The sequence below is a fragment of the Aeromonas sp. s5 genome, from assembly GCF_040907865.1.
In the GTDB taxonomy this organism is placed as follows: domain Bacteria; phylum Pseudomonadota; class Gammaproteobacteria; order Enterobacterales; family Aeromonadaceae; genus Aeromonas; species Aeromonas dhakensis.
Window position 1 is genome coordinate 569,152 of the sequence record NZ_JBFOCO010000033.1, and the last position, 15,733, is coordinate 584,884.

Below are 15,733 nucleotides of genomic sequence, written 5' to 3' on the forward strand. Positions count from 1 at the left end.
CGGGCTCAGGGGCATGGGATCGCATCCAGCAGCAGGGTGATGAGCGCCTCGTTGTCGAGGTTGTCCGCCAGCGCCTGATAACTGGGGATGAGGCGATGGCGCAACACGGCCGGCGCCAGCTGCTGAATGTCTTCGGGCAGCACGAAATCCCGCCCGGCCAGCCAGGCCCTGGCGCGGGCCGCCCTGGCCAGACCTATGCTGGCCCTGGGGCTGGCGCCCACCGCGACCAGGGGTTCGAGCTCCGGACACAGGCCGCTGCCAGGGCGGGTGGCGCAGACCAGCTGCACCAGATAGTGTTCGAGGCGCCCCTGCATCTGCACCGCCTGCACCGCGCTGCGGGCCGCCAGCAGATCGGCCTGGCTCAGGGTGAGCGGCGGCGCCGGCAGAGTGTCGCCCTGGGCGTTGAGCTGGAGGATGGCGAGCTCCATGGCGGGGCTCGGGTAGTCCACCAGCAGCTTGAGCAGGAAGCGATCGAGCTGGGCCTCCGGCAGGGGATAGGTCCCCTCCTGTTCTATCGGGTTTTGCGTGGCGGCCACCATAAAGAGCGGTGGCAGGCGCCAGCTCTTCTTGCCCACGGTGATCTGATGCTCGGCCATCGCCTCCAAGAGGGCGGATTGCACCTTGGCCGGCGCCCGGTTGATCTCGTCCGCCAGCACCAGGTGGTTGAAGAGGGGGCCGGGCTGAAACACGAAGCTGGCATCCTGGGGGTGAAACACCTCACTGCCGGTGAGATCGGCGGGCAGCAGGTCGGGGGTGAACTGGATGCGGGCGAAGCGCCCCTCCACCGCGCCGGCCAGCGCCTTGACGGCCCGGGTCTTGGCAAGACCGGGGGCGCCCTCGATCAACACATGTCCTTCACATAACAGGGCGATCAGCAGCCCCTCGATGAGGGGGCCCTGTCCCAGAATCTGACTACCAAGATAGTCCCCAAGCTGTCTGAACTCGGCCGCTGCCATGCAATAAACCCGTTGTTTTCATAGAAGTTGATCTTTTTATACTCCAGTTGGCGCACAAGGGCGAGGGAGGGGGCCAAGATGGCGGCAATTTAGTTTCAATCAGCCGTATGAAATTTGTGAGTGGATTGTTAAGATGTGGCGCAATGAGGTCAGACCTCTCCCTTTTAGTCTTCTCGTTTAACCAAGGAGCCAGGATGAAAGAGCCATTGAAACTGACGACTCGCCAGGGCGAACGGATTGCCGTCGTGGCGGGTTTGCGCACTCCCTTTGCCAAGCAGGCCACCGCCTTTCACGGCGTGCCTGCGGTGGATCTGGGCAAGCTGGTGGTGAGCGAGATGCTCGCTCGCACCGATCTCGACCCCAAGCTCATCGACCAGCTGGTGTTCGGCCAGGTGGTACAGATGCCGGAAGCCCCCAACATCGCCCGCGAGATCGTGCTCGGCACCGGCATGAGCGTCAGCACCGATGCCTATAGCGTGTCGCGTGCCTGCGCCACCAGTTTCCAGGCCGTCGCCAACGTCACCGAATCCATCATGGCCGGCACGGTGGACATCGCCATTGCCGGCGGCGCCGACTCCTCCTCCGTGCTGCCCATCGGGGTGAGCAAGAAGCTGGCTCGCGCCCTGGTGGATCTCAACAAGGCGCGCAATCTGCAGCAGCGCTTCAACATTTTGCGTCAGCTGCGGGTCAAGGATCTGCTGCCGGTGCCGCCCGCCGTGGCCGAGTACTCCACCGGCCTCTCCATGGGCCAGACCGCCGAGCAGATGGCCAAGAGCCACCAGATCAGCCGCGAGGCGCAAGATGCGCTGGCACACCGCTCCCACACCCTGGCCGCCCAGGCCTGGGCCGATGGCAAGCTCAATGGCGAGGTGTTTACCGCCCACGTGCCCCCCTACAAGGCGCCGCTGGAGCGAGACAACAACATCCGCGAAAGTTCGGATCTGGCGAGCTACGCCAAGCTCAAGCCGGTGTTTGACCGGCTGCACGGCTCCGTCACCGCTGCCAACGCCACCCCGCTTACCGACGGCGCCGCCGCCGTGCTGCTGATGCGCGAAGGGCGGGCCCGCGAGCTCGGTCTCGAGCCGCTCGGCTATATCCGCAGCTTCGCGTTTTCTGCCATCGACGTGTGGCAGGACATGCTGATGGGTCCCTCCTACGCCACCCCGCTGGCGCTGGACCGTGCCGGCATCACGCTCAGCGATCTCACTCTGATCGACATGCACGAAGCCTTTGCCGCCCAGACCCTGGCCAACCTCAAGATGTTTGCCAGCCACGAATTTGCCCAGAGCAAGCTGGGCCGTGAGCAGGCCATCGGCGAAGTGGACATGGACAAATTCAACGTCCTTGGTGGCTCGCTGGCCTATGGTCACCCCTTTGCCGCGACCGGTGCGCGCATGATCACCCAGACCCTGCACGAGCTGCGGCGTCGGGGAGGAGGATTGGGGCTTAACACCGCCTGTGCGGCGGGCGGTCTCGGCGTGGCCATGGTGTTGGAGGTAGAGTGATGAGCGAGAAGACTTTTTCCCTGGCGGTGCGCCAGGATGGCATCGGCATTCTCACCATGGATGTGCCGGGCGAGAGCATGAATACCCTGAAAGCCGCCTTCGTAGAGGAGATCCGCGCGGTGCTGGCCGAGGTGAAAGCCAACAAAGAGCTGATCGGCCTGGTGGTGGTCTCCGGCAAGAAGGATTCCTTCATCGCCGGCGCCGACATCAGCATGCTGGCGGCCTGTACCAGCGCCAAGGATGCCGAGACGCTGTCGCGGGAAGGGCAGGTGATCTTCGCCGAGATCGAGTCGCTGCCCATTCCGGTGATCGCCGCCATTCACGGCCCCTGTCTCGGTGGTGGGCTGGAGCTGGCGTTGGCCTGTCATGGCCGGGTGGTCACCGATCACGGCAAGACGGTGCTCGGCCTGCCCGAGGTGCAACTGGGCTTGCTGCCGGGCTCCGGCGGGACCCAGCGTCTGCCGCGCCTCATCGGGGTGGCCAAGGCGCTCGATCTGATGTTGACCGGCAAGCAGGTGCGGGCCAAGCAGGCCAAGAAACTGGGGCTGGTGGACGATGTGGTGCCCCCCTCCATCCTGCTGGAGGCCGCCATCAAGCTGGCCAAGAAGGGCAAGCCCCGTCACGAGCTGAAGCGGGATTTGCAGGGCAAACTGCTGGAGACCAACAAGCTTGGCCGCAAGGTATTGTTCGATCAGGCCCGCAAGGGGGTGAAGGCGAAGACCCGCGGCAACTACCCGGCCCCGGATCTGATCCTGGAGGTGGTGCGCATCGGAGTGGAAGAGGGGATGCAGGCAGGCCTTGCCGCCGAATCCCGCCACTTTGGCGAGCTGGTGATGACCAGCGAATCCGCCGCCTTGCGCTCCATCTTCTTTGCCACCACCGAGATGAAGAAGGAGGTCACCTATCAGGGGGCCGAGCCGCGCAAGGTGGGTCATGCCGCCGTGCTGGGCGGCGGTCTGATGGGGGGCGGCATCGCCTTCGTTACTGCCACCAAGGCGGGGGTACCGGTACGGATCAAGGACGTGGCCAGTGCCGGCATCGGCAACGCCATGCGCTACAGCTACGACATCCTGGCCAAGAAGCTCAAGCGCCGTCATATCCTGCGCAGCGAGCTTGAGAAGCAGATGAGCCTGCTCACCGGCACCCTCGACTACTCCGGTTTCCACCGGGTTGACATGGTGGTGGAAGCCGTGTTCGAAGATCTAGCCCTCAAACACCAGATGGTGCAGGACGTGGAGCGCGAATGCGGCGAGCACACAGTGTTTGCCTCCAACACCTCCTCCCTGCCTATCCACCAGATCGCCTCGGCGGCGGCACACCCGGAGCGGGTGGTGGGGCTGCACTACTTCAGCCCGGTGGACAAGATGCCGCTGGCGGAGATCATCCCCCACGCCGGCACCAGTGCCGAGACGGTTGCCACCACCCTGGCCTTTGCCCGGGCCCAGGGCAAGACCCCCATCGTGGTCAAGGATGAGGCGGGCTTCTACGTCAACCGCATCCTGGCCCCCTACATGAACGAGGCGGCGCGCCTGGTGCTGGAAGGGGAGCCGGTGGAGGTGCTGGACGGTGCCCTGCTCGATTTCGGCTTCCCGGTGGGCCCCATCACCCTGCTGGACGAGGTGGGGATCGACGTGGGGGCCAAGATCTCCCCGATCCTCGAGAAAGAGCTGGGGGGCGAGCGCTTCCAGGCGCCGGCGGCCTTTGACAAGCTACTGCAAAACGATCGCAAGGGGCGCAAGAACGGCAAGGGCTTCTACCTCTACGGCAAAGCCGCCAAGGGCAAGAAGAAGGTGGACGACAGTGTCTACGGCATCTTGGGCGTCAGCCCCCAGGCCAAACAGGCCAAGGCGGAGATCGCCGAGCGCTGCGTGCTGATGATGCTCAACGAAGCGGCCATGGCGCTCGACAGCGGCGTGGTGGCCTCGGCCCGCGATGGCGACATCGGCGCCATCTTCGGCATCGGCTTCCCGCCGTTCCTGGGGGGCCCGTTCCGCTACATGGACAGCCTTGGCATCGAGCACCTGGTGGCGCGCCTTGAGCACTACCAGAAGCGCCATGGCGATCGCTTCGCCCCCTGCGATCGCCTCAAGGCGATGGCGGCCGAGCAGCAGCGCTTCTACTGAGGGTGCGCCGCTCGCGGCAACAGGCAACCGACAAGGAGGCGACCCCGGGGTCGCCTCCTTCTTTTTGGCGCAGCAATGGGAGAGGAGAGGGCCGCAGGCTGACAACGGGTTGAATTGCGTCCATATTTTTCCTCGGCAAGGGATAAATTGTTGATCCAACGCAAAGTAGCCCCCTATTTATTACTTTGGTGGCATAGGACTCAGGCGCTGGTTGGGGTCAAATAGCATCATCAGGAACGGGGAATAACCCCGTCACGAAAGGGACACCCATTTCACTGGATGAAGGACACATAATGAGTCTGCTTGAACAAACCATCTGGACTGTATTGGGATACGGGGCCATGCCCTTTATCTTCCTGAGCGGGTTTGTAGCGGTGGCAGTGACCTGCTGCTTGCTGCTCAATGCCTTCGGGGTCAAGTCCGCCGAGAAGTGATCCGCTTCTTTCGTTCATACCGCCAAATGCCAGTCTTCGGACTGGCATTTGTTTTTTGAGCCTTGGCAGGCCGTTATCTGCGCGAGCCGGGCCAAATCTGTGCTGCTTGAGGTCGAACCTGACGCCGATTTTGATTACACTGGCGCGCAGTTTTTCGTTTCGGCCCGCTTCCCAAGGTATTCAAGGTTTTCTATGGCTCTCAAGGCAACCGTATTCAAGGCTCAGCTCAGCCTGTCCGACATGGATCGCAATCTCTATCAGGACTTCTCTCTCACCCTGGCCCGTCACCCCTCCGAGACCGACGAGCGGATGATGATCCGGCTGGCGGCCTTCGCCTGGCACGCCGCCGAGCGACTGGAGTTCACCAAGGGCCTCTCTGCCGATGATGAGCCCGAGCTCTGGCGCAAGAACTATTCCGACGAGATTGAACTCTGGATCGAGCTCGGCCAGCCCGACGAGCGCCGTCTCAAGAAGGCGTGCAACCGCTCCCGTCATGTGGTGCTCTACCTCTACGGTGGCCGTGGCACCAGCGTCTGGTGGAAGCAGAACCAGGGCAAGCTCAGCCTGCACGACAACCTCACCGTGATTGAGCTCTCCGACAGCCAGACCCTGCCGCTGACCGAGATGGTGGAGCGCACCATGCAGCTCACCTGTACCATCTCCGACGGCCAGCTCTGGGTGAGCAACGGTCGCCAGGAAGTGACCCTGGATCCCGTGCTGCTGATGGGAACCCCCGCCCGCGAACTGTAAAGGACTCGCCCATGTTCAGCGCGCTGCTCAATATCGTCATTCCGGTGTTTGCGGTGGTGGGGCTTGGCGCCCTCTACGGCCGGTTGCGTCCGGGCGGCGCGCTGGGCTATGTCAATCGGGCCAATATCGAGCTGTTTACCCCCGCGCTGGTGTTCTCGGCGCTGGTCAAATACCCGCTGGATCTGATGGCCCACCTCTCGCTCATCGCGGCGGGGGCCCTGGTGATTCTGCTGCCGGGGCTGCTGCTCTCCCTGCTCAGGCTTAGCAGCATCAGCCGACCGGCCCTGATCCTGCCCGCCATGTTTCGCAACACCGGCAACCTCGGCATTCCGCTGATGGTGCTGGCCTTCGGCGAGCAGCAGCTGGGCGCCATCATCATCCTCTTCGTGCTCTCCAACCTGCTCCACTTCTCGGTGGGCATGTTCATCCTCTCGGCCAACACCTCCCGCTGGCTCTGGCTGAAAAGCCCTGTGCTGTGGGCCGCCCTGGCGGGCCTGCTGGTGGCCAATCTGCACATTGCGCTGCCCGAATACCTGGTGACCAGCGCCTCCCTGCTCGGCCAGATCTCGGTGCCCTTGATGCTGTTTGCCCTGGGTATCCGGCTGATGGAAGGGGAGCTGGATCACCTGGGGCTCGCCCTCAAGTGCAACCTGCTCTATCTGCTGGCCGGCGGCATCTCCCTGGGTCTGGCGGTCTGGCTGCTGCCGCTGCAACCGGCCTGGGTCCCGCTCCTGATGCTGTCGGTGGCACTGCCGCCGGCGGTGCTCAACTACATGCTGTGCGAGCAGTACCAGTGCCAGCCCGAGAAGGTAGCCAGTATCGTGCTCGGCGGCAATGCGCTCTCGGTCCTGGTGATCCCGCTGGCAGTCTGGCTGGCCCTGCATTTGAGTGGTTGAGACTGTTCAGTAATAAAAAGGACGCTTGAGGGCGCTACTACGAGAGTCCGATTGCACTTCGCTAATCGAAGCTATAGCCCTTCTGTTGTTAAATCAGAGTCAGTAACTTTGAGCAAGTCAAGGTTGTCCAGCTTTGGAGTCGAAGGATTAGATCGAAGAATGCATTAAACCACTGGATACAACGGATGACGGCGTGGATGGCTGGATGCGCCTTTGGCCTTCAAAGTGCTGGAAGCGCTGAAAAAATGGTCTGCAAGATAATATATTTACCTTGAAGAAAGCCCCGCGATGCGGGGCTGCATTTTACCAGCCTATATCACGATGTGAGGGAGCATCTTAAGCTGTGTATCAAGCTCCTGATGAATGGCTCTGTAGTCAGCCATTATCTCGGTCTCAACCAGCTTTGCTCTCTCTTTTTCTTGGCCATAAATCAAATACATCATTTCTGGCATACCGTAGCGCAGCAGCGTTAAAACGAGTGGCCAGCTAATAGATAAGGGGTTGCTGGTCACTGTTACTTTGCCTGCATTGATCACTCCTGCCACCCCATGTGCAATCAGCAGCTGGCGACGAAGTTGCGGATGCGCTGCATTGGGAAATGCCTCGGCCAGTGTCGCTCCCGCATTGAGCTTTCTAACCATAAAGCCAAGCCGAACAATCAATTCACTGATCGCCAATGGCACTGAGGCCGCAATGAAATGACGCAGGTCGTATCCACTGCGATACATCTGTCTTGCAACTTCAGCGATGGTGTAACCTTGCTTTCCTATCGTTCCGAATTGAAAGAAAGAGAGAAGGGGCATCAGGGGGGCGGGCAGGCCTGCTGGTGTTGCTACATCTGATGCCAGATGACCGCCAACTTTTCTGATGGCCTCCAGGAGCCTTATAATAAAATGCTCACCCTCCAGTAATGGCGCAGCAGTTTGTTGGACAATCACGTTGCCAAACTTATCAATGGCAGTAAATTCACCGCACAACACATCTTTGACCCCAAAAATGAAACCTAGAATGGGGTCATGTCCCAATGATTGGTAACGATGAGTGTGAGGGCCCAATCCAGCAACAGTTTCTTTCAGGTCACTACTAGTCGAGGGATCGAAAGAGACTTTGTACAACCCTTCAAGCTCTTTGATCTTTTCTGGTGGCAGAACTTCGCCAAAAAGCTCCTTGACCTTGTTGGATAACCATCCCCCTTCCGAAGCAGGACTACCCAAAAATCCCGGATGTGCGGGCACCTGGACAAGAAAGATATCGGTAAGCCCGGAGAGGATGCCCGCAGAAACAGCCAGTGCAACATCGTATCGATCAAGGCTGCCGAGCCAACCCAGGTGCTCACCGAGTTTCTGATGTTTTGCCAATACAGCATCAATTTCCGCTGGCGTCAGTACATCATTAAAATCGACCTCACCAGGTATTGCTTGTTTAGCCTCTGCAAGGATTTCTTCCCATGATTTTGTCCTGACAGGGGTAATTACGTGCAAAGAGTTTGACGTGCTGGAGTCTTTTACCGGTAATGCCTTACCCAAGCGTCGGAGCAAGGCTTCACTGGAGTTGATCGCAGCATCGAGGCTATGAAGCTGCTGATCATGTTCGGAGCCCAGTTGATCAAGCATTTGCTTGTGATGAACTGCAACCCTCAATCCATCGGTGAGATAATCACCCTTGTCATTGCTCATCAGGCAGCCACCTTCAAGTCACCCTCAAGGTCAATGATGATTGATTGCAGGAGTGTGTTGAGTTTGGTCAGATAGTCTGCCCTTGCTTTGTTGTCGTCTGAGGATTTGCGCAGTTCTGAAATGATGGCGTTCTGCTTTTTCATCGCTTCTTGCAGCAACATCTCTTTCTTTTCTTTCAACTTGCGTTTGTTACGTTGTGATACTAAAGCGTAAGCGCCAACACCCAGCAGCACTGCAGGTGCCGCCAGAACAGCTACGCCTGCCGCCATACCGCCACCCACGAGGCCGCCAGCTGCAGCCAGACCAGAGGTGATGCCAGCAGCAGAGAGACCAGTCATGCCGCCGAAATAAAGACCTGCAAACCCAATACCCGCACCAGCACCGACACCGCCAGCGGCAGCCAGCACTTCCTTGATATCATCACTGTCAGAATCAATTCGTTCCTTATCGTTTAAGGCTTTGTCCACTTCCCCGAGTACCTTTACGACCGGTGCCAAAGATTCCAGATTTTTATAGATAGCTTCCTTGCTCATTACATATCTCCATATGGCTACAAAAAACACGCAGAGAAGTAATGTATACCCAATTCATGCCTGTTCAATGGCAAATTGATGACATTGTTAATTCGGTCACGATAAGGGACTCACACATGGCAGTTGGATCTAGGGGGGCGGCATTGGCACAACTTAATGTGTGAATAAAATGGCCACTGCTCTAATCGGCGTTCCCTTTTTCTGTTTCGCTGGGAAAGTCATGGAATACAGCCAGGCTCTCTTTGCTGATAATCGTATTTCGTTAGGGCCTCAGTTCGATCGCTTCGACCAACTCTTCATACATAAAAACTGGTGTAAAAATAGCTCATCGCTTTGAATGCTAAATAAAAATTTTATCCTACAAATAGAAAATGAAGGATTCCCATTGAGATGCTGCGCCAGCTCTCACTCCGGGATGCGGGGCGGGTGCAAGTTCCCTTTTCGTGATCCTCGGCGAAGTCGTTGCTGCCGAATTGGCATAGTATCTGGCCAGCATGAATCCCACCCGGGGTGGGAGCCAGGGGATTTACAACATGATGTCCGTCAGTAACCAATGTTTGTTGATGCAGATCCAGCCCACCATTTTGCGCTTTGCCAAGATGCTGGCCAGCGTGCTGCAACTGGAAGTGGAAATCGTGGACGCCAACATGGTGCGGGTGGCGGGAACCGGCCCTTACGGCAAGTTCTTCGGTCGCCAGCTGGAGGGGGACTCCCGCCTGTTGCGCTACGTCATCGAGCATCAGCGCGAGAAGATCGTCACCCACACCAGCGAGGATCCGGTCTGTGAGGGGTGCAGCTGCAAGGAGAGCTGCCGGGAGCGGGCCTTTCTCGGGGTGCCCATCATGGTGGAGGAGAACTGCATCGGAGTGATCAGCCTGGTGGCCTTCAACCCGGAGCAGCAGGCCCGCCTCAACAACAACCTGCAGGAGGTGTGCGACTATGTGCAGCACATCTCCAGCATCTTCGTCGCCAAGCTGCTCGACTCGCGCGGGCTGTCGGACGGGGTCAACAAGGTCTTCCTCAGCCTGATGAACCACATGGATCAGGGCTGCCTGCTGCTCGACGAGAAGAGCCAGCTGCTTTACGCCAACGAGGTGGCGCTCAAGCAGCTCAACTGCCAGCAGGAGGCGCTGCTGGGCTGCGAGATAGGGCTGCGCCCGCTCACCTTTGCCCAGCAGGGGTTGACCGGTCATCTGCAGCACATCGTCACTCTGGGGGATCGTCAGGAGCTGATCATCGGCCAGCTGCACCACGTGCAGGGCCAGCAGCTGTTTCTGATGGCGTTTCACCAGTCCCACGGTACGCCGAGTCAGCCGCTGGAGCCCGACGAGGGAGTCAGCATGCTGATCGGGGAGAGCAAGCCGATGCGGGCCCTGAAAAAGCTGCTCCATCGCATCGCCCTTAGCCCCTCCAGCGTGCTGGTGTGCGGCGAGAGCGGCACCGGCAAGGAGGTGGTGGCCCGCGCCATCCACCGGCTCAGCCCGCGCCGCGACAAGCCCTTCATCGCCATCAACTGCGCCGCCATCCCCGAGCAGCTGCTCGAGAGCGAGCTGTTCGGTTACGTGAAGGGGGCCTTCACCGGCGCCTCCAGCACCGGCAAGCAGGGGCTGATCCAGGCCGCCCAGCAGGGGACTTTGTTTCTCGACGAGATAGGGGACATGCCGCTCACCATGCAGGCCAAGCTGCTGCGGGTGCTGGAGCTGAGGGAAGTGACCCCCATCGGCGCCAGCCGGCCGGTGCCGGTGGACATCCGTATCATAGCCGCGACCCACCAGCATCTGGAGCAGTACATCGCCGAGGGCAAGTTTCGCGAGGATCTCTTCTATCGCCTCAACGTCATTCCCATCCACCTGCCGCCCCTGCGCGAACGGGAGGGGGACGTGGCGCTGCTGACCCACTACTTCCTCAACCTGCACACCAGCCGCATCGGCCTGCTGTATCCGGGGCTGAGCCCGGAGGTAATGGCACTGCTGGAGGGCTACCGCTGGCCCGGCAACGTGCGCGAGCTCAGCAACCTCATCGAGTACCTGGTGAATGTGGTGCAGGCGGGGGAGGTGATCGAGAGCATCCTGCTGCCCCCCAATATCCTGCGCAACCAGCGCAGTGGGACGGACGAGCCGCCTCGGAGCACGGCGCAGATCGCGCGTATGCCGCTCTCACCCGACCCTTATCCCCATGGTGTGCTGGCCGACCCTGCGCTCAGCCCTGCCGCTGGCAACCCGGCATCGGCTAGCGGGACGCCCTGGTCATCGCCAGAGGCAAGCCTGCCAGAGTCGGCTGCCGGCCAGGTCGAGCGCGGGTTGGCGCTGCCACTTGGCGAAAACGGGCTGGAGAACATGGAAAAGCAGATGATAGAGGAGACCCTGCAGCGCCTTGGCAACAAGAAGCTGGCCGCCCAGGCTCTGGGGATCGGCATCGCCACCCTCTATCGCAAGATAAAGAAGTACGAGATAGCCGTGCAGGCCTGATCCCGCTTCGGGTCGCCTGGCGGCCCCGTTTGACCGCGCCGCGACCGACAATCGCGGCGTTATCATTATGAGAATGTGGCCCTGCTTTCTATCAATTGGCAGGTGCTGGTGATAGCCGGACTGATAATTATCAGGGCCGGCTTCGTCTCTTCTCGCACTATTCTCGCGCTATTTCAGCAGCGTTCAGCCATCAGCTGGAAAATAAGCCGACTCACCTGCCTTGGCGGGGCGCCATATAGCCTCAGGCTGTGCGCCGGCTCACATTCAAGACGCCTTTTCTGGTTATTTCCCGCTTATTTATGCGTTGGCACACTTATTGATTGCCCTTATTTGACGCTGACCGATGAACTCACCCAATGGCCCTTGTTTCGGTGACCTGTGAGTGGAAGGGGAGCAATGCATTTCTCATCAACAGATTGGGGCTAACGATGAAAGCAGTGAACCAGTTAATCAAAGAGATCAATGAACTCAAGTCCAACCTGCATGAAAAAGATTTCCTGCTGACCTGGGAGCAGACCCCTCAGGAGCTGGCGCTGGTGCTCAAACTGGCCGAGGCCCTCAAGGGACTGCGTGCCGAAAACATCGCCACCAAGCTGTTCAATACCGGTCTTGGCATCTCGGTGTTTCGTGACAACTCCACCCGTACCCGCTTCTCCTACGCCTCCGCCCTCAACCTGCTGGGCCTGACCCAGCAGGATCTGGACGAGGGCAAGTCCCAGATTGCCCACGGCGAGACGGTGCGTGAAACCGCCAACATGATCTCCTTCTGCGCCGATGCCATCGGCATTCGCGACGACATGTACCTGGGGGCCGGCAACGCCTACATGCGTGAAGTGGGCGCCGCGCTCGACGAAGGGTTCGAGAAGGGGGTGCTGCCCCAGCGCCCGGCGCTGGTCAACCTGCAGTGCGACATTGATCACCCGACCCAGTCCATGGCTGATCTCGCCTGGTTGCAGGAGCACTTCGGCAGCCTCGAGAACCTCAAGGGCAAGAAGATTGCCATGACCTGGGCCTACTCGCCGAGCTACGGCAAGCCGCTCTCCGTGCCGCAGGGCATCATCGGCCTGATGACCCGCTTTGGCATGGACGTGACCCTGGCCCACCCGGAGGGGTATGACCTGATCCCGGACGTGATCGAGGTGGCCAGGGAGAATGCCAAGGCCTCCGGCGGGAGTTTCCGCCAGGTTACCTCCATGGCAGAGGCGTTCAAGGATGCCGATATCGTCTATCCCAAGTCCTGGGCGCCCTATCAGGTGATGGAGCAACGCACCGAGTTGCTGCGGGCCAATGACCACGCCGGCCTCAAGGAGCTGGAGCAGCATTGCCTGGCGCAAAACGCCAAGCACAAGGATTGGCACTGCACCGAAGAGATGATGGCCCTTACCAAGGGGGGTGAAGCGCTCTATATGCACTGCCTGCCGGCGGATATTTCCGGCGTCTCCTGCAAGGAAGGGGAAGTGAGTGAAGGGGTATTCGAGAAATACCGGATCGCCACTTATAAAGAGGCGAGCTGGAAGCCCTATATTATCGCCGCCATGATTGTCGCCCGTAAATTCTCGGCACCGGGCGCCGCCCTCGAAGGCTTGATAAAAGAGGCGCAAAAACGCGTCAAATAATGGCCTGGCCGGGCGGGAAATAAGTCCCGCCCGGCCGTCGTCATCACGCAATGATTGTCACGGGTTCTCTCCCCGGGGCGCTTTTCACTCGATGATCCCCGGCGAGATGACTCTTTGCGAGGTATTCATGTCCCAATTTTCCCTGAAGATGGAGATTGCCGATAACCGTTTCTTTACCGGTGAGTCGCTGCCCCTGTTTTCCTGTGCCGAGGCGCAAAAGGCCCGCGCCTTTCATAAAAAACTGGCCGGTTATGAGCCCACCCCCCTGTGCGATCTGAAGGCGCTTGCCGCCTATATCGGGGTGAAGAACATCCTGGTGAAGGATGAGTCCAAACGCTTTGGCCTCAACGCCTTCAAGATGCTGGGTGGCGTCTACGCCATCGCCAACCTGCTCTGTGAAAAATACGGGGTGGCGGTGGAGGACTTCACCTTCGATCTCATCAAGCGCACCATCAAGGAGCCGATGACCTTCGCCACCACCACCGACGGCAACCACGGTCGTGGCGTCGCCTGGGCCGCCAAGCAGGTGGGTCAGCATGCGGTGGTCTACATGCCCAAGGGCTCGGCCCAGGAGCGGGTGGACCACATCCTGGCGCTGGGGGCCGAGTGCATCGTCACCGACATGAACTACGACGACACAGTGCGCCTGACCATGAAGATGGCCGAGGAGCGCGGCTGGTACATAGTGCAGGACACCGCCTGGGAGGGGTACACCAGGATCCCGACCTGGATCATGCAGGGCTACGCCACCTTGGCCGACGAAGCGGTCGAGCAGATGCAGGCCATGGGCATCAAACAGCCCACCCACGTGCTGTTGCAGGCCGGGGTCGGGGCGCTGGCGGGCGGCGTGCTCGGCTATCTGGTGGACTGCTTCGGGGCGAAGAACCTGCACAGCATAGTCGTCGAGCCGGATCAGGCCGACTGCATCTACCGCTCCGGCGTGGCGGGGGAGATGGTCAACGTGGGGGGCGACATGCGCACCATCATGGCCGGTCTCGCCTGTGGCGAACCCAATCCCCTCGGCTGGCCTGTGCTGCGCGGCTGCACTACCCAGTTCATCTCCTGTCACGACAAGGTGTCGGCGCTCGGCATGCGCGTGCTCGGCAACCCCCTTGGCAATGATCCCCGTATCATCTCCGGCGAATCCGGCTCGGTCGGCACCGGCGTGCTGGCGGCGGTGCGCCACCACCCGGATCGCGCGGCGCTGATGGCCCGGCTGGGGCTCGATGAGCAGTCGGTGGTGCTGGTGATCAACACCGAAGGGGACACCGATGTGGCCCATTACCGGGAAGTGGTGTGGGAAGGCAAGCACCCCGCCTGCGACTAATCCCTGCGAGAACAGAGACACGAATTGAAGAACTGATCGCGCCTCGCCAACGGGGCGCGGTAACGGGCACAGGGCGCTGCCGATGAACAGGTCGCGCACTCTCAGCTGTTATGGAGAATCACAATGAGCAAGCAAATTCCGTTTGAAATGGTGTTGGAGAAGGCCTACCAGTACAAGGCCGAGATGACTCAGTTCCTGCGCGACATGATCGCCATCCCGAGTGAGAGCTGCGATGAAGAGCGGGTGGTGCTGCGCATCAAGCAGGAGATGGAGAAGGTTGGCTTTGACAAGGTCGAGATCGACCCCATGGGCAACGTGCTGGGCTATATTGGCCACGGCCCGCACCTGATCGCCATGGATGCCCACATCGATACCGTGGGGGTCGGCAACATGGCCAACTGGACCTTCGACCCCTATGAGGGGATGGAGGATCACGAGATCATCGGCGGGCGCGGCGCCTCGGATCAGGAAGGGGGCATGGCCTCCATGGTCTACGCCGGCAAGATCATCAAGGATCTGGGGCTGGAAGATGAATACACCCTGCTGGTGACCGGTACCGTACAGGAAGAGGACTGCGATGGCCTCTGCTGGCAGTACATCATCGAGCAGAGCAAGATCCGCCCTGAATTCGTGGTCAGTACCGAACCGACCGACTGCAACATCTATCGCGGCCAGCGCGGGCGCATGGAGATCCGCGTCGAGGTGCAGGGGGTCAGCTGCCACGGCTCCGCGCCGGAGCGCGGTGACAACGCCATCTTCAAGATGGGCCCTATCCTCGGCGAATTGCAGGAACTCAGCCACAACCTCGGCAACGACGACTTCCTCGGCAAGGGCACCCTGACCGTCTCCGAGATCTTCTTCACTTCGCCAAGCCGCTGCGCCGTGGCGGACAGCTGCGCCGTCTCCATCGACCGCCGTCTCACCTGGGGCGAGACCTGGCAAGGGGCGCTCGACGAGATCCGCGCCCTGCCTGCGGTGCAAGCCGCCGGTGCCGAGGTCTCCATGTACCAGTACGACCGTCCGGCCTACACCGGCCTGGTCTATCCGACCGAGTGCTACTTCCCGACCTGGAAGGTGGAAGAGGATCACATCACGGTCAAGACCCTCTCCAAGGCGTACACCCAGCTGTTCAACAAGGCGCCGGTGGTGGACAAGTGGACCTTCTCGACTAACGGGGTCTCCATCATGGGCCGCCACGGTATTCCGGTCATCGGTTTTGGCCCGGGTAAAGAGCCGGAGGCCCACGCGCCGAACGAGAAGACCTGGAAGGAGCATCTGGTCAAGTGCGCCGCCATGTACGCCGTGATCCCCATGCTCTATCTGGCCGAGCTGGACAAGTAAGGGGTCTGCCGGACGGTGATGGCCATCACCGTCCGGCTGTTGCACGTGTGGCCAGTGCCCCGTCTATGTTGAGGCGGGGCCTTGCTGTTTGACGCGAGCTGATGTGCG

The 15,733-nt window shown here is 60.4% G+C and carries 12 protein-coding genes; 9 read left to right on the top strand and 3 right to left on the bottom strand.

The window, feature by feature from the left end; all coding sequences use genetic code 11:
• Positions 1–5: 5 nt before the first annotated feature.
• On the bottom strand, positions 6–956 hold the full coding sequence (locus AB5Y94_RS21995) for a MoxR family ATPase (RefSeq protein WP_017786153.1): 951 nt from the start codon (positions 954–956) through the stop codon (positions 6–8).
• Positions 957–1,150: 194 nt separating this feature from the next.
• Between AB5Y94_RS21995 and fadI the strand changes: the two genes are divergently transcribed.
• From fadI to AB5Y94_RS22020, 5 genes are all read left to right on the top strand, one after another.
• Positions 1,151–2,461 carry an acetyl-CoA C-acyltransferase FadI gene (gene fadI / locus AB5Y94_RS22000; RefSeq protein WP_043171407.1) on the top strand — a complete coding sequence of 437 codons (1,311 nt, stop codon included), beginning with the start codon at positions 1,151–1,153 and terminating at the stop codon, positions 2,459–2,461.
• Positions 2,461–4,584 carry a fatty acid oxidation complex subunit alpha FadJ gene (fadJ, locus tag AB5Y94_RS22005; protein ID WP_368206591.1) on the top strand — a complete coding sequence of 708 codons (2,124 nt, stop codon included), beginning with the start codon at positions 2,461–2,463 and terminating at the stop codon, positions 4,582–4,584. Before fadI ends, fadJ begins: the two co-directional genes overlap by 1 nt.
• 293 nt (positions 4,585–4,877) lie before the next feature.
• Positions 4,878–5,018 carry a TIGR02808 family protein gene (locus tag AB5Y94_RS22010; protein WP_005301193.1) on the top strand — a complete coding sequence of 47 codons (141 nt, stop codon included), beginning with the start codon at positions 4,878–4,880 and terminating at the stop codon, positions 5,016–5,018.
• Positions 5,019–5,210: 192 nt separating this feature from the next.
• Entirely contained in the window at positions 5,211–5,768 is a 558-nt protein-coding gene (locus AB5Y94_RS22015; RefSeq protein WP_010633897.1) for a YaeQ family protein, read from the top strand.
• An 11-nt stretch (positions 5,769–5,779) separates the two neighbouring features.
• The gene (locus AB5Y94_RS22020) at positions 5,780–6,664 is read left to right on the top strand and encodes an AEC family transporter (RefSeq protein ID WP_368206592.1); all 885 of its coding nucleotides are present in this window, start codon (positions 5,780–5,782) and stop codon (positions 6,662–6,664) included.
• A 311-nt stretch (positions 6,665–6,975) separates the two neighbouring features.
• On the opposite strand, the gene AB5Y94_RS22025 is transcribed toward AB5Y94_RS22020, so the two are convergent.
• Complete coding sequence (locus AB5Y94_RS22025; protein WP_368206593.1) at positions 6,976–8,340, bottom strand: hypothetical protein; 1,365 nt, start codon at positions 8,338–8,340, stop codon at positions 6,976–6,978.
• The gene (locus AB5Y94_RS22030; protein WP_208199403.1) at positions 8,340–8,873 is read right to left on the bottom strand and encodes a hypothetical protein; all 534 of its coding nucleotides are present in this window, start codon (positions 8,871–8,873) and stop codon (positions 8,340–8,342) included. Before AB5Y94_RS22030 ends, AB5Y94_RS22025 begins: the two co-directional genes overlap by 1 nt.
• A gap of 533 nt (positions 8,874–9,406) precedes the next feature.
• On the opposite strand from AB5Y94_RS22030, the gene AB5Y94_RS22035 reads away from it, so the two are divergent.
• From AB5Y94_RS22035 to AB5Y94_RS22050, 4 genes are all read left to right on the top strand, one after another.
• Positions 9,407–11,341 (top strand): sigma 54-interacting transcriptional regulator, encoded by a 1,935-nt coding sequence (locus tag AB5Y94_RS22035; protein ID WP_368206594.1) that lies wholly within the window; start codon positions 9,407–9,409, stop codon positions 11,339–11,341.
• Between the two features lie 428 nt (positions 11,342–11,769).
• Positions 11,770–12,957: a knotted carbamoyltransferase YgeW gene (gene ygeW, locus AB5Y94_RS22040; protein ID WP_043171403.1), complete on the top strand. Its 1,188-nt coding sequence runs from the start codon at positions 11,770–11,772 to the stop codon at positions 12,955–12,957.
• Positions 12,958–13,084: 127 nt separating this feature from the next.
• Positions 13,085–14,284: a diaminopropionate ammonia-lyase gene (gene dpaL / locus AB5Y94_RS22045; RefSeq protein WP_043171402.1), complete on the top strand. Its 1,200-nt coding sequence runs from the start codon at positions 13,085–13,087 to the stop codon at positions 14,282–14,284.
• Between the two features lie 123 nt (positions 14,285–14,407).
• Entirely contained in the window at positions 14,408–15,625 is a 1,218-nt protein-coding gene (locus AB5Y94_RS22050) for a YgeY family selenium metabolism-linked hydrolase (protein ID WP_043171400.1), read from the top strand.
• The last annotated feature ends 108 nt before the right edge of the window (positions 15,626–15,733 follow it).